At 54.3% G+C, this 14318-nt stretch carries 10 protein-coding genes; 9 read left to right on the top strand and 1 reads right to left on the bottom strand.

Going from position 1 to position 14318, the window contains the following annotated elements; genetic code table 11:
- Nucleotides 1-440: 440 nt before the first annotated feature.
- The gene (locus tag JNUCC32_RS20530) at nt 441-2582 is read right to left on the bottom strand and encodes an alpha-amylase family glycosyl hydrolase (protein ID WP_192569693.1); all 2142 of its coding nucleotides are present in this window, start codon (nt 2580-2582) and stop codon (nt 441-443) included.
- A 436-nt stretch (nt 2583-3018) separates the two neighbouring features.
- On the opposite strand from JNUCC32_RS20530, the gene JNUCC32_RS20525 reads away from it, so the two are divergent.
- From JNUCC32_RS20525 to JNUCC32_RS20485, 9 genes are all read left to right on the top strand, one after another.
- Nucleotides 3019-4164, top strand: coding sequence for a serine hydrolase domain-containing protein (locus JNUCC32_RS20525; RefSeq protein WP_192569692.1), 1146 nt, complete (start codon nt 3019-3021; stop codon nt 4162-4164).
- A gap of 310 nt (nt 4165-4474) precedes the next feature.
- A complete protein-coding gene (locus tag JNUCC32_RS20520) occupies nt 4475-5431 on the top strand; it encodes a GNAT family N-acetyltransferase (RefSeq protein WP_192569691.1) in 957 nt (318 codons plus the stop codon).
- Nucleotides 5432-5473: 42 nt separating this feature from the next.
- Entirely contained in the window at nt 5474-6178 is a 705-nt protein-coding gene (locus tag JNUCC32_RS20515) for a PIG-L deacetylase family protein (protein WP_228469012.1), read from the top strand.
- A 518-nt stretch (nt 6179-6696) separates the two neighbouring features.
- Complete coding sequence (locus JNUCC32_RS20510) at nt 6697-7311, top strand: alpha/beta hydrolase (RefSeq protein WP_192569689.1); 615 nt, start codon at nt 6697-6699, stop codon at nt 7309-7311.
- A 140-nt stretch (nt 7312-7451) separates the two neighbouring features.
- Nucleotides 7452-8399 carry a carbohydrate ABC transporter permease gene (locus tag JNUCC32_RS20505; RefSeq protein ID WP_192569688.1) on the top strand — a complete coding sequence of 316 codons (948 nt, stop codon included), beginning with the start codon at nt 7452-7454 and terminating at the stop codon, nt 8397-8399.
- A gap of 15 nt (nt 8400-8414) precedes the next feature.
- On the top strand, nt 8415-9254 hold the full coding sequence (locus JNUCC32_RS20500; protein ID WP_192569687.1) for a carbohydrate ABC transporter permease: 840 nt from the start codon (nt 8415-8417) through the stop codon (nt 9252-9254).
- A 150-nt stretch (nt 9255-9404) separates the two neighbouring features.
- Complete coding sequence (locus JNUCC32_RS20495) at nt 9405-10775, top strand: ABC transporter substrate-binding protein (RefSeq protein WP_192569686.1); 1371 nt, start codon at nt 9405-9407, stop codon at nt 10773-10775.
- A 97-nt stretch (nt 10776-10872) separates the two neighbouring features.
- The gene (locus JNUCC32_RS20490; protein WP_192569685.1) at nt 10873-12684 is read left to right on the top strand and encodes a cache domain-containing sensor histidine kinase; all 1812 of its coding nucleotides are present in this window, start codon (nt 10873-10875) and stop codon (nt 12682-12684) included.
- Nucleotides 12677-14299 (top strand): response regulator transcription factor, encoded by a 1623-nt coding sequence (locus JNUCC32_RS20485; RefSeq protein ID WP_192569684.1) that lies wholly within the window; start codon nt 12677-12679, stop codon nt 14297-14299. Before JNUCC32_RS20490 ends, JNUCC32_RS20485 begins: the two co-directional genes overlap by 8 nt.
- Nucleotides 14300-14318: the final 19 nt, after the last annotated feature.

Below are 14318 nucleotides of genomic sequence, written 5' to 3'. Positions count from 1 at the left end.
TTTTCCGGAATCGATTCGTCCTCTCCGCTGCGTCGTGCTTTGCATGCATACAGCCATTTACGCCTGGGTTTGGGGGAAGAAAGAGGCCGATGAAGGGGAACATCTTCATCGGCCTTTTTTGTTGGTGGGCGTGTTACTCGGGAGCGCAAGTGCAGGATCGTTGAGTTGTCCCCTCTGCTTGTTGAGTTACTGCCTGCTGAGACGCTCTCCCTTTGGGAATTGCTCATGCTGTGCAGAGGAATGTCGAGTTACTGCCTGCTGAGCATGCTCTCCCTTTGGGAATCGCTCATGCAGTTCAGAGGGAATGTTGAGGTGCTTTGTGCGTAACGAGCTATTGCTGCTGGAATTATGACTGCATGAATAAAACCAGCTCCGGGACAATTCCCGGAGCTGGTTTTGTTTAGGTGCCGCTCTTCGGTAAGAGCTAGACGTTCTTCTACTTACGGCTGCCAGTTCACGTTAATGGTGGCCGTTCCGCTCGTTGGAGCGGTAAACGTATGGTTCGAACCGCCTTCCCATGTTACCGTCGAGCCCTGTTTTTTCAGGAATTTGAATTCGATGGTTTTGCCGGCGGGAACGCTGACGTCATAGTACCAGGTTGGGTATTGGTAGATGACCTGGTTGTACAACGGACCGATGGCTTTGGCCGGGTCCCAGTTGCCGAGCTCGCTTACGCTGCCTGCCAGGTACACGTTCTGTCCGAGCGCGGTGGTAGCGTTGTTCACCACAAAGCGCACGCTGACTTGATCCCCGCTCAGCACTTCGAAGTTGTCATGCACATTGCTTGAGGTTCCGGCGCTGTTGGCGATTTTGATGTTATATACGCCTCCGGCAACGGCAGGGATTTTCACCTTGATCTGCGTGTCTTCCCAAGCCGTAATGTTAGCGCCGGTAACTGCCGTCGTGCCAAAGTATACCGTGCCTTTGGTTGCTCCGAAACCGCGGCCGTCAATGGTGACGGTTGCGCCCGGTTTGGCCATCATCGGTCCTACGTGCCCGATGGTCGGCGTAGTCACGGCCGTGGTGTACTGCCATACGGCCGTACCGCCCGCTGCCAGCGTGAAGTTGGAGGCGGACCCGCCGGAGCCGACGGTCAGATTGTTACCGTTCAGGAGGCCGCCCAGCACGTCGGTGTAGCTGCCGGCCGGCAGTGAGGTTACCAATCCCGTAATGTTAGCCGGCGTGTTCACGTTGCGGTTGACGGCGATGACGGCCACGTTGTTGCCGAACTTGCGCTCGTAGATCAACACGTCGTTGTTGATCCAGCGCTCCTGCGTCGTCCCGTAAGCGATGGCCGGGTTGGATTTGCGCAATGGCGCCAGCTTTTTAATTACCTGATAAGCCGTAGTCGTTGTAGAGAAAGAAGGAATTCGAGCCCGGTTGTCGGGATCGTTCCCGCCGGACATGTATTGCTCGGTTCCATAATAGATGGCTGGCACGCCGCGGGAAGTGAGCGTGAAGGCGAGCGCTTGCTCCAGCTTCCGGCGGTTGGCGCTGTTATTGTGGAATCGTTCCATGTCATGGTTATCGATGAACGTGACCTGATCCTCCACCTGGAGGTAATCGGCAGCAGAGCCCTCCAGCATGGACTTCAGTCCGTACATATTGTCGGTGTTGTCCCTGAATACCTGGCGAACCTTCTGCGCGAAACGGAAATCCAGCAGGCTCATGCCGGATTCGTTGGCGAACTTATGGTTCTCGGCACTCACTTCGTTCACCCCGAGGAACCATTCGCCGAAGGTGAAGACCGGCTTGTAATTGTTGACGGTGGCCATGAAGCTCTTCTGCCAGCCGAACGGCATATGTTTTACCGCATCCATCCGAATGCCGTCAATGCCCAGATCAAGCCACATTTTAATGGCATCCTTCAGGTAGGTATCCACCGTGCTGTTGTTGTGGTTCAGATCGGCAAGATCGTACAGGTTTTTGTAAATCCCGTTCTCTGTCGTCGAGAAATCGGTTCCCCCGTTATGATGGAATAAATTCTGCGTATCGCCGGTGTATCCGCCGAGGAGGGTGCCGTTGTTGTACAGCTTGCCGTTCTCCGCGAACGACGGCTGGTCCGAGGAAGCGGGAGACGTGTGGTTCGGCGCGAAGTCGATGATGACTTTGATGTTCTTGGCATGCGCGGCAGCGATGAGATTCTGGAAATCGGCGATCGTGCCGTACGCCGGGTTCGTTTTCTTGAAGTCTCTGGCCCAATAACCATGGTATGCGGTGTTGTTCACTCCGGAATAGTTGATGACGCTGTAGATGTTCTCGACCGGCTGGGAGATCCAGATGGCGGTAACGCCCATGCTGGTCAGGTAGCCGTCGTTGATTTTGTTGATGATCCCTTGCCAGTCGCCGCCGCAGTACAGCCGCAGGTTGGTGCAGGTACCGTCAAAGGCCGGGCCGGTCGGGTTGTTGGCAGGATTGCCGTCGGAGAAACGGTCCGTAAAGATTTGATAAATGACATCCGTGCTGAAATTTTGCTTGTTGGATACTGAGGTATCCGGAGCTGCATGGGCTGGGCCGAGCAAGCTCAGCGCCAGGGACAAGCTAAGGGCAAGGGCGGTTGTCAGTTTGTAGAATTTTTTCATCGTATTCCTCCTATGTAGCAGTTGTTGAATGGGGGTTGGTTCAATGAGCAAACCGAAGCTGCGGGGAATCACCTCCTGTACCAAAGATAGGGCAACAAAAAACCCCGGCATCTCCAGAAGAGAAACCGGGGTTGTTCCATACCGGGTGTGCGGTGACGGAATGCATGGCCCTTAAATTATGCGAGTGTTTGATTTCAACAATATTGTAAATGAAAGCGTATTCAGGTGTCAATATGTAATATCCAAATAAAAGGAAATTAATATTTTATGTCATGAAATTAAATTTTATAGTTCTTATTTATTATTGAAACAAAATTTTACAGGCCATATAATAGGTTTAGCAAGCGTTTACAATTTGAATCAGTTCATGTAAAAATGGCGTGTTTGTTGTTTAGTTGATCCAAATCAAGGCCTGGAAGCAAAGGAGGAAAGTTCAATGGAGACTCATGTGAAGGCCGGTGCAGAGCAGCTGGGCTTGGGAATCAAGGGAGTGAAGGCGGCGTGCGCCGCCATTGAACGCGAAATAGCCGCGGGTACGACGCCGGGTGCCGTAGTGGGCGTTCTGCATGAAGGCAGGACATGGGTCTACACAGCAGGCTATGCCAATCCTAATCCGGTGCAGGGGCAGCCTGTGCCTGTTAGAGAGGATACATTATACGATTGTGCATCCTTGACCAAGGTGGCGGTCACGCTCCCGTTGATTCTGCAATTGATCGATGATGGAGTTCTGACCTTGAGCACAAAAGCGAGCGATATGCTGCCTTCATTCGGAACGGCAGGCAAAGAAGAGATAACGGTAGGCCAGCTGCTGACGCATACTTCCGGGCTCCAGGCGGATATGAACCTGCATTCCCATGGTTGGGACAGGGAGCAGATGTGGGATGCCGTTTTTTCAGCGCCGCTTGCGGCGAAGCCGAATACCGAAGTGATTTACAGCGACTTGGGATATCTGGTGCTTGGTCGCATCATAGAACGGTCGCTCGAGCTGCCTTTGGACCAAGCGTTTAAGCGATGGGTGGCGGATCCGCTGGGCATGAATCACGCAACGCTGACTCCTTCGCCGGGTCAAGCGCACCGCTATGCCGCAACGGAGCATGAAGAATCCATCCAGGATCATCTGTGCGGAATCGTGCATGATGAGAAGGCGCGGGCTTTGGGCGGCGTGTGCGGCCATGCGGGATTGTTTGCCACGGCAGGGGATCTGCTCCAGTATGCCCGAATGTGGCTTGCACAGGGCGCGGTTCCGGCGGTGGAAGCTGCGAAGGCGAAAGCCGGCGAACCGAGGCTTCTATCTCGAGCTGCGGCGGCTACGGCCACCCGTCCCCATACGAGTCATATTCAGGGCTCGAGCCGTGGTTTGGGATGGGTGCTGAAAGGGGATAAGATGGACGCCTCGGGAGATTGGATGAGCCCATACTGTTACGGGCATACCGGCTTTACCGGAACCAGCCTGTGGATCGATCCTGAGTCTGATCTTGCGGTCGTTCTGCTGACCAACCGCGTATATGGGGGGCGGAGCAGCAGCGTGGCTCAGCTGCGCGCACGGGTCCACAACGCTTTGAAGGGAGCCGTGTCATGGTAAGACTGGAATGCGGCATGTTGTCCAGCCATCCAAGCATGCCCCGACTCACGCACCGTTTGCATAGGGAGCAGTGCGCACGATGTATAAAACATTAGTTCGTTCGATTCCGCAGCGGCAGCAATCCGAAGCCGAGCTAACGCCGGATGGACATTAAGCAATGCCTCCTGATGTCGGTACATTTATGGGAGCTGCTGCATAGATATTCCGTCCAGTACATGGAGGATTGGTGAATGGAGATCAACCGGTCGCATGCCGTTAAGCGGCAATCGCCGCTGATCCAAGGCTTACGATTATAAGGAGGGATAACGTAATGGCGAGTTTAACCTACAGGTCATACCGGCCTGGAGACGAGGAAGGGATCACGGCTCTGTGGAACGCCTGTCTGCCGGGAGATCCCGTCACCCGGCTTCGTTTTCGAAATCTGGTGCTGCTCGACCCGAACTTTGATCCGCAGGGACTGCGGATCGCGGAGCACGAGGGCCGCATAGTGGGCGTCCTGTATGCGGTGCGCCGGAAATTGCCGATGATTGGCACCGAGCTGGACCCGGATCACGGCTGGATCACCTTCTTCTATACCGATCCATCGGTTCGAAGATTGGGGGTCGCGTCGCGGCTGCTGCAGGAAGGCGAAGATTATCTTCGTCATCATGGGCGCAGCAAAGTCTTTTTCTCCTCGTATGCCCCGAATTATATCGTTCCGGGCATTGATGGGGAGCGTTATCCGGAGGGCTTGGCATGGCTTGCGGCCAGCGGTTTTACCCGCAATTACACGGCGGTTGCGATGGATCGCTCCCTGGTTGGTTTCCATATGCCGCCGGAGGTTGCGGAGCTGAAGCGGCAGCGGGAGCATGAAGGCTTTACTTTCAAGCCGGCTCAGGACAGCGATCTGGTGGAGCTGATCGAGTTTGCGACGGACGTGTTTAATCCGGATTGGGGCCGGGCGATTCGCGAAGGATTGCTGCAGCGATTAACAACGGATCAGATCCTGATCGCGCGCGATCAAGGGAAGCTGGTAGGCTTCTGCCTGCATGGCGGATATGAGGGCGTAGCTGAACGATTCGGTCCGTTTGGCGTGGATCCGTCGATGCAAGGGAAAGGTCTCGGAAAAATACTTTTGTATGACTGCCTTGCCCTTATGCGTGCTCAAGGACAGCATGGTGCCTGGTTCCTCTGGACGGGCGAGCAGAGTCCCGCAGGCCATCTGTACCGCAAAGCCGGCTTCGACGTGATGCGCCGGTTCGAAATTATGAGCAAGCCGCTTCAATAGATAGCTTCGACTACATGGATATACAAAGGAGAGATTACATTGATGGAAGCAAAGCAGCATCACATTTTGGCGATTGGCGGGCATGCGGGCGATATGGATCTTACGGCAGGAGCCGTGATCGCCAAATACACGCAGGCTGGCCATAAAGCGACGTTTCTTCATCTAACGCCGGGAGAGAAGGGACACCCCCGTCTGACGCCGGAGGAGTACGCAAAGCAAAAGATTGACGAAGCTCACCAATTTGCCGATATCGTCGGCGCGGATGTGCGGTTCCTTGCTTACAAGGATGCCGAGCTTCCGCTGGACGAGGAAGTGAAGTATCAGGTCGCCGACGTCATACGGGAAGTGAAGCCGGATATCATCATCACGCATTGGAAGGAGAGCATTCATAAGGATCATTCCAATACGCATTATATCGTGGAGGACGCCCGCTTCTACGCGGGCTTGAAGACGATTGAGCGCGAGCTTCCGTCCCACTATGCCCAGCATTTATACTATGCGGACAATTGGGAGGACCCGTACGATTTCCATCCCGAGGTCTTCATCGACATTCCGGACGAAGCCTATGAAACGTGGGTGAGAGCCATGAACGTATACGCTTATGCGCGCGGGGAAACCTACGGCTTCCCGTTCATCGAATACTACAAGGCGCTCACGATCGTACGGGGAGCGCCGATGAACTTCAAGCGCGCGCAGGCCTTCGCGGTTCCGAGAGGCGCGTTGACCAAACGGTTACAATTTTTCTAAATATATGGTTTTTCATCCAATCAACTGGAATAATCGCTAACATTCTCACAAAAAAATTGTGAGAAATACCAAAACATCCACTGACATTATACCTATCTTTTGATATAATGAGTGATGTTACGGGGGAACACGTACGGAATCATATATAGAGAATACAAACAGGAGAGGAAGTCTTCCATATCGGAGGCTTCCTCTCTTTTCGTTTCGTTCGTCAAGAATTGCGAAGAATGGGGACATAGCGTTTCCGATTGCAGCTCTAGCGGGGAGGCGAGGCAGAAGGGCAGCTGTTGCATTTTTCAAAATCCATGGTATGATGTATTTGAAGAATCTTAAATTTAAGATATTTAGGCGTGATTTTAGGGCAGCCTATGATGGGATCGCCGCGTAATTTATGATGTGATTTTTCAGGGCAGACTTTGGTCCTATTGAGCTATTCCAGGGCATTCTAACGAACATTAATGGTGTCAAACGGATTCGAAATTGAAGCATATCACCAATCGAAGGGAGACTATAAACATATGGAACATACGCATATTTATCGCCAGGGAACTTCTCCCGAGGCACCAACCTTACTATTGCTGCACGGTACCGGGGGGAACGAGGAGGATTTGCTGCCGCTGGCCGAGATGATCTCGCCCACATCGAATGTGCTCGGCGTCCGCGGGAACGTGCTGGAGAACGGCATGCCGAGATTTTTCCGCCGTCTGGCCGAAGGGGTGTTTGATGTAGAGGATCTCGTAAAACGCACGCATGATCTGAATGAATTTCTGAACTGGGCAGCCGCCGAGTACGATTTTGACCGCAGCCGCATCGTGGCCGTCGGGTATTCAAACGGCGCCAATATTGCCGCCAGCCTGTTGTTCCACGAAGGAGACGCGCTGCAAGGGGCCATTCTCCACCATCCGATGGTTCCGCTGCGGGATAAAACCTTGCCGGATTTGACCGGCGTTCCGGTCTTCATCGCGGCCGGCCGGCGCGATCCGATGTGCACGCCGCAGGAGAGCGAGGATCTGAACGAACTATTGAGCGGGGCAGGCGCGGACGTGAAGCTGCATTGGGAGAACGGGGGGCATCAGCTCAGCCGTGCAGAGGTCGGGATGGCCGCTGCCTGGTTTAAGGAGAAGTTCCTGTAATACCGGGCATGCCAAGATCCATGATGCGTTCCCTGTCTAATCAAGTAAAAATGAAAGCGAATATGATCAAAATACCGTCAAAACGTTGGCGGTATTTTTTTTATACTTAACCCATCGAATAAGAATCGAGGGGGTCCGACATGGCACAGACAATGGAGACGATGAAGAAGCCTGGCGCCCAGCCGACACGGCAGGACAAGTCCAGGGGATCCTTGCAGCGGGGAGAGAACCTATGGGGGATCGCATTCGTAAGCCCGATGCTGATCGGCGTTATCATTTTGGTGCTGTTCCCGATATTGGCTACGCTCGTGCTGGGTTTTGCCGATTGGAATTTCGTGCAGGGCTGGGACGGCATCCAGTGGGTCGGGTTTCAGAATTTCCGCCAGCTGCTGGAGGATGACATGTTTATCAAGTCGGTACGCAACAACGTCTTGTTTCTCCTGACGGTTCCGGTCTACATGATGATCTCGATGACGCTGGCCATTTTGATCGACCGGTTTGTCTATATGAAGGGCTATTTTAAAGTGGCTTACTTCATGCCCTACATATCCAACATCGTGGCGGTGGCCGTCGTATGGCAGGTGCTGTTCCAGCCGTCCTACGGTCCGATCAACGAAATACTCCGGACGCTCGGGATGTCCAATCCGCCCAAGTGGATCGCGGATCCCAATTTCGCGCTGATTTCCATCATGCTGATATCGATCTGGATCTCCATCGGCTTCAATCTGATTATTTATATCGCAGGCCTGCAATCCATTCCGAAGGATCTGTACGAGGCGGCGGACATCGATGGAGCCAACGGCTGGACCAAGTTCAGGCGCATTACGCTGCCACTGCTGTCGCCGACGTCATTTTTCCTGCTGGTGACGGGGATCATCTCCACGTTTAAGGTCTTTGATATCATTGCCGTCATGACGCAAGGGGGACCGATCGGCTCGACGACCATGATGGTGTGGTATTTGTACGATACGGCATTCGTCAACCTGAAGGTCGGTTACGCATCGTCCATTGCCGCGGTTCTGTTCGGCTTTGTCATGCTGATTACGCTGGGGCAGTGGGCCGCTCAGAAGAAGTGGGTCAACTACTAAGAGGGAGGGCGCTATATGGGGACAAGAGTCGGCGTCGACTGGCGCAAGCTTATGGTCACGATCGCGATGTTCGCGGTGAGCATTCTGTTTCTCCTTCCTTTTATCTGGATGCTGGTGACATCCTTTAAGGTGGAGCGTGACGTATTCGTATATCCGATTCAATGGATTCCGCGGGAGTGGAACGCGATTCAGAATTACAAGGAGGTATGGTTCGGGGACTATCCCTTCTACCTCTATTATTGGAACTCGGTCAAGGTCAGCATACTGACCACGATCATCTCGGCCATGGTATCCGCCCTGGCGGCCTACGGCTTCTCCAAAATCCGGTTTGCCGCCGGCAATTGGCTGTTCATCATCGTGCTGGTGACCTATATGATTCCGGGCCAGGCCATCCTGATCCCGCAGTTTATTCTGTACCGCAACATCGGGCTGTTCGACAACCACTTCGGCCTCATTATGCTGGGAAGCTTCAGCGTGCTCGGAACGTTCATGCTAAGGCAATTCTTCATGGGGGTGCATCAGGAATTCATCGAATCCGCCAAAATCGACGGCGCGAACCATCCGCGGATCTTCTGGTCGATTGCGCTGCCGCTGGTGAAGCCCGCTGTTGCCACGTATGCGATCCTGCGGTTCATCTGGACGTGGAACGATTATCAGAATCCGCTCATCTTCCTGCGGACGGACGGGCTGTTCACGATTCCGCTGGCGATGCAGAAATTCACCTCCTTGAGCGGAGAATTCTATTCCCTGATCATGGCGGCTGCCGTGTCGGCGATATTCCCGCTGCTGATCGTTTTTATCATCGGCCAGAAGAGCGTCATCGAAGGCATTGCGCTGGGCGGGGTCAAGGGCTAGGGACCTCGGGAATGAACGGGGTAAAAATAGTTCCAACATCAGTAAAGATTGTTTTATGGTTAAGATGTAAGCGCTCTATATAATGTGGATAGTCACAGCTAGAATCGTCACGACCTTACATACCGATATCAATGGGGAGGGTTATAGACAATGATGAACAAGAAATGGTGGTCAGGCGTTCTCACGGCCGCGATGGTGATCGGCTTGCTGTCCGGCTGCGGCGGAGCGAAAGAGAATGCGGCGCAAGGTGATTCCGCGCAAGGCGGGGGCAAGACCAATCTGAGGCTGTACACCTATGGCACGGAGGAAGCTTACAATTGGAAGAAAACGATCCAGGCCTATGAAGAGGCAACGCCGGGCGTGACCATTGAGCTGGTCCAGCTCAGCGAGAAGGGGGATACGCAGGAGGCGTTCAAGAAGCTTGACCTGGAGGCGGCATCCTCGGCCCAGATGGACATTCTGATGTTCAGCGATCCGGCGGGTTATGCGCAGCGGGTGGCGCTCGGCATGGCCGAGCCGCTGGACGACTTTATCGCGAAGGACGGCTACAGCGTGGAAACGGATTATAAAGTGGATACCCGCCTCGACGGCAAGGTCTATGCGCTGCCCGGCAAGTTCAACCCCTGGTATGTGCTGCTGAACAAGGATCACCTGGAGGAAGCGGGGCTGCCGGTTCCGACGGACTGGACCTGGGACGAATATGCGGACTATGCCAAAAAATTGACCCAGGGCGAAGGAGCGTCGAAGCGCTACGGGACGTACTTCCATGGTCCGCAAGGGGGCGGATGGCTGGAATTTCTGAAGCTGATGATGGCCAATCAACCTCAGGATACCGACTATTTGAAGGCCGACGGCTCTTCCAATCTGGATAACCCGACCTTCAGGCAGACGCTGGAGCTGCGCGTGCGGATGGAGAAGGAGGACCAATCCTCGGTGCCTTACACGGACATGATCTCCCAGAAGCTGAACTACCGGACGCAATTCTTCAATCAATCCGCGAGCATGATCACGATCGGCAGCTGGATGAACACGGAGATCGGCGGAACGGATAAAGTGCCGCTGGACTTCAATGTCGCCGTAGCCCCATTCCCGAAAAACGAGGCAGGCGATCCGACGGGACTCACGCCGGTAACCACGGATTACGTGGCGGTGGCAGCCAAGTCGAAGCATAAGGAAGAGGCTTATCAATTCGTCCGCTGGTATACAACGGAAGGGCAGATCGTGCAGGGCAAGAACATTCCGGCCTGGCAGCAGGTGAAGACCGAGCAGGTGGAGGAGATCATCGACACCATTCTGGCGGGCACGAAGAGTCCGGAGAAGGTAGACAAAAAATCGCTCGTGGACACATTGGTTGCCTCGAAGGCCTCGGCCATCGTGCCGCCGGCGCCTTATCAGGCGGAAGTGTACGAGGCGGTGAACGAGGAATACGAGAAGCTGATACTGGGCAATCAGGATATTAACCAGACCATCGCGAATTCGCAGGAGCGAGTGAACAAAATTATAGAATCCAACAAAAAATGATCTGGTATAATAGACAAAAAAATCGGGACGAAACTCTTCGTCCCTTTTTTTGAATTCGCGTACATTATCCCGTCACGCCATACCCGAGGTGGATCCTATGCCCGCACGATTGAAGAGCCTGATTCCCAGCTCCATCAGGCATAAGCTGATATTGGCTGCCGTCACCTGCATCGTGGTTCCCGCCATCGTCAGCTTGATTCTGTATAATTCGTTAACGAAGGAAGCCTTGAGGCAGCAGGCGGTATCCAACGCAAGCGATGCCCTTCAGCTGGTCCGCGGATCGGTGACGAATCTGCTCTTAAGCAAAATCAATATCGCCAACTATATCCAGATGAACTCGGGTTTGAATTCCTATTTCAAGCAGGTGGTATCCGGCAACGAAGACCCGGATCCTTATCGCAGGTTCATGGAATCCAACCGGGTGCTGGAGCATCTGGACAGCTTGACGGTCGTCGGCGAGAAAAGCTATGTCACCGTCATTCTGGAGAACGGCTCCTATTACATGAATTATTCCGTAAGCGATTACAATCCGCTCGATTACAGGCAGCGCCCCTGGTTTGGCCAAATTTCGGAGCTGCAAGGCTTGGAATCCCTGTGGACGGAGCCGGAGGCCACGATGTTCCGCTCGGACCAGATCGATCATCCGACGCAATTATCGGTGGTACGCACGCTCCGGCTGCCGGATTCCGAAATTTACGGTTACGTGATCGTGACGTTCATGGAGGATCAGATCAGCGGGATCTTCAACTCCCTTTCGGAAGGCAACGATATGGTGCTGTTGGATGCCAAGGGAACCATCGTTTCCGGCAGTCATCAGAGCCAGATCGGAACGACCTTTGCATATCTCGATGACTTGGATCAAGAAAAGCCGTATTCGATCGTGCCGGTGAAGGGGGAGAAGCAGCTGATGGTACACCAGGACATCCCGTTTGCCGGGTGGCGCCTGGTGCTGATGCAGCCGTACAAGGATGCGATCGTCAATATCAACTCGATTTTCAACCGGGTGTTCTGGTTTCAGATGTGCTTCTTTCTGATCTTTCTGCTGCTGCTCATTGCGCTTGTCCGCGCGTTTACGAAGCCGTTAGTCAAGCTCGGTAAAGTCGCAACCTCCGTACAGCGCGGAAACCTGGAAGTGAGGTCGAATGTTCATGGCAATGATGAGGTTGGACGGCTGGGGCATTTATTCGACGACATGCTGGACCGGTTCAAAGCCATGATCTCGGAAATATCCGAGAACCAGGCGAGAAAACGAAAAGCGGAGCTCCGAATGCTCCAAGCCCAGATCCATCCTCATTTTCTGTTCAATGTCCTGAATTCGATCCGGATGAAGGTCATGAAACGGGGCGATCCCGAAAGCGCCAAGATGATCGGCTCCCTGTCCGTGCTGCTCCGCATGACGATCAGCCGCGAAGAGGACGAGATTGCGCTTCACGAAGAAATCGACCTGATCTCGCATTACGTCGCCCTGATGAACCTTCGGCAGAAGGAGGAGGTCCGGCTGGAGTTGGATATCGCGCCGGAGGCTTTTCTCTTCAAAGTACCGCGCTTTTTTCTGCAGCCGATCGTGGAGAATGCATTAATCCATGGGCTCAACCAGCAGGCAGGGACGATTCGGATTGCAGCCGACATGAAGGGCAGGCATCTTGTGTTGGCCGTGAAGGACGACGGCATCGGCATGGATGCTGCGATGAGGGAGTCGATTGCCCGGAGAATCCAGGGCGGATCCGCCGGATCCTCGATGCAGGAGGAGGCAAGCGGAGGCAGCTTCTCCCATATCGGTCTGCAAAATGTGATGGAACGGATGAGCATGGTGTTCGGCGAGGCTTTTCAATGCCACGTCTACAGCGAGCCTGGCCAAGGAACGGTGATCGAGATGTATATACCGGAAAGAGGGAATGCGGATGTATAACGTGATGCTGGTGGATGATGATTATCCGGTCATTGAGCTGTTGTCGGAGGCCATCTCGTGGAATGAGCTGGGTTTGAACCTGATGGGAAGCTATGAGAACGGAATGAGTGCTTGGGAGAAGGCGAGATCTTCGCCCCCTGACATTCTGATTACGGATATCGGCATGCCCAAAATGAATGGGCTTGAGCTGTCCGCACGCATCAAAGAAGTGAAGGCCGATGTGCGGATCGCCATTCTGTCCTGCCACAACGAATTCCAATATGCCCAGCAGGCCATGCGCCTGAACGTGCAGGATTATCTGCTGAAGGATACGCTCGACCCCGAGGAGCTGGCCCAGCTGCTGAGGCGGTTCAAGCAGGCGATGGACGAGGAAGCCCAGAAGGGCTGGGAGCGGTCGCGGATGATCCATCTGGTGGACGAATCCAAGGAGCTGCGGAAGGAGCAGAGCCTCAAGAACTTCATCCATCAGCCCCTCCTGTCCCCCGAAACATGGCGGCATGAGCTGTCGGAATACGGCGTGCTGAAGCCGGGTTATCACTGCCTGCCCGTGGTCGGACATCTGGAGGATGTCCGGGAGATCAAGCACCGCTTCGCTTCCAACCAGACGCTGCATTTTGCCCTGGGCAACGTGCTGCGGGAGGTGCTGGATCAGTTGAATCCGGATGCGGTGCATGTCCTATATGATGCAAAGTCTTCGCTGCTCCTGTTCGCGTATCGACCCGGCTTGGGCAGCAACATATACGATGAGGCCGCCGCCTGCCTGAAGGAGGTGCAGCGGACGCTCGAGCGCGTGCTGCGAATCCGCATGTCGTTCCTGATCGGCAGGGGGTGCGCGGAGCCGGAGGGCTTAAAGGCAGGGCTCAATGAACTGCTGGCCTGCCGGCATCAGCGATTCTATCTGGAGCCGCAGGAGATATCCAAACTGAACGGAGCGCTTGAACAGAAAAGTCTTAATGGGGATCCTGATCTCTTTGCTTATTATGACCGGGCCAGTTCGGAGCTGCGGGAATCGCTGCTCGGAAAAGAGGGGTTATGCGCGGTGCGCGACACGGTCGATCGGTGGATCTCATGGATTCAAGAGAAGCGGTACGCACCGGAATCGGTCAAGGACTGGGTATTGAAGCTCCTGCTGGATCTGAAGCTGAGGCTTCATCTACTGCATTCGCTGTCACCCGCCTATACGGCCGATGCGCTTCATAAAGAGATCATGGACATGGATTCCCTGAACGAGCTGAAATCCTGGCTTCACGATTATTTGGAATCCACCATGCAGGCTATGGACCGGGGATTCGGGGGCAGCAGACGATCGGAAGTGGCGGAGGCCTGCAAATACGTGTCCCTTCGGCTTGACCAGAGGATCACGCTGGATGACGTTGCGGGCTGCCTGCACCTGAATCCGAGCTATTTCAGCCGGATGTTCAAAAAAGAAACCGGCGTGACCTTCATCGAATACGTCACCCGCATGAAGATGGAGCGTGCCAAGGAGCTGCTGCGGCAGACGGACCGCACGGTCGGGGAAATCTGCGAAAGTCTGGCTTACGACAATGTGAGTTATTTCAGCAAAACATTCAAAGCGTATGCGGGGGTAACCCCCGTAGAGTTCCGGAACGGTTGAAAGGATGTCTAACCGGCGT

It is taken from the genome of Paenibacillus sp. JNUCC32, from assembly GCF_014863545.1.
Lineage (GTDB): Bacteria > Bacillota > Bacilli > Paenibacillales > Paenibacillaceae > Paenibacillus_AQ > Paenibacillus_AQ lautus_A.
Note: the sequence above shows the minus strand (reverse complement) of the source record. Positions and strands in the feature narration are given on the sequence as shown.

Coding starts and splice junctions, on each gene's coding strand:
- JNUCC32_RS20490 (WP_192569685.1), top strand. CDS start 10,873: ATGCCCGCACGATTGAAGAGCCTGATTCCCAGCTCCATCAGGCATAAG.
- JNUCC32_RS20515 (WP_228469012.1), top strand. CDS start 5,474: ATGGAAGCAAAGCAGCATCACATTTTGGCGATTGGCGGGCATGCGGGC.
- JNUCC32_RS20520 (WP_192569691.1), top strand. CDS start 4,475: ATGGCGAGTTTAACCTACAGGTCATACCGGCCTGGAGACGAGGAAGGG.
- JNUCC32_RS20495 (WP_192569686.1), top strand. CDS start 9,405: ATGATGAACAAGAAATGGTGGTCAGGCGTTCTCACGGCCGCGATGGTG.
- JNUCC32_RS20485 (WP_192569684.1), top strand. CDS start 12,677: ATGTATAACGTGATGCTGGTGGATGATGATTATCCGGTCATTGAGCTG.
- JNUCC32_RS20510 (WP_192569689.1), top strand. CDS start 6,697: ATGGAACATACGCATATTTATCGCCAGGGAACTTCTCCCGAGGCACCA.
- JNUCC32_RS20525 (WP_192569692.1), top strand. CDS start 3,019: ATGGAGACTCATGTGAAGGCCGGTGCAGAGCAGCTGGGCTTGGGAATC.
- JNUCC32_RS20530 (WP_192569693.1), bottom strand. CDS start 2,582: ATGAAAAAATTCTACAAACTGACAACCGCCCTTGCCCTTAGCTTGTCC.
- JNUCC32_RS20505 (WP_192569688.1), top strand. CDS start 7,452: ATGGCACAGACAATGGAGACGATGAAGAAGCCTGGCGCCCAGCCGACA.
- JNUCC32_RS20500 (WP_192569687.1), top strand. CDS start 8,415: ATGGGGACAAGAGTCGGCGTCGACTGGCGCAAGCTTATGGTCACGATC.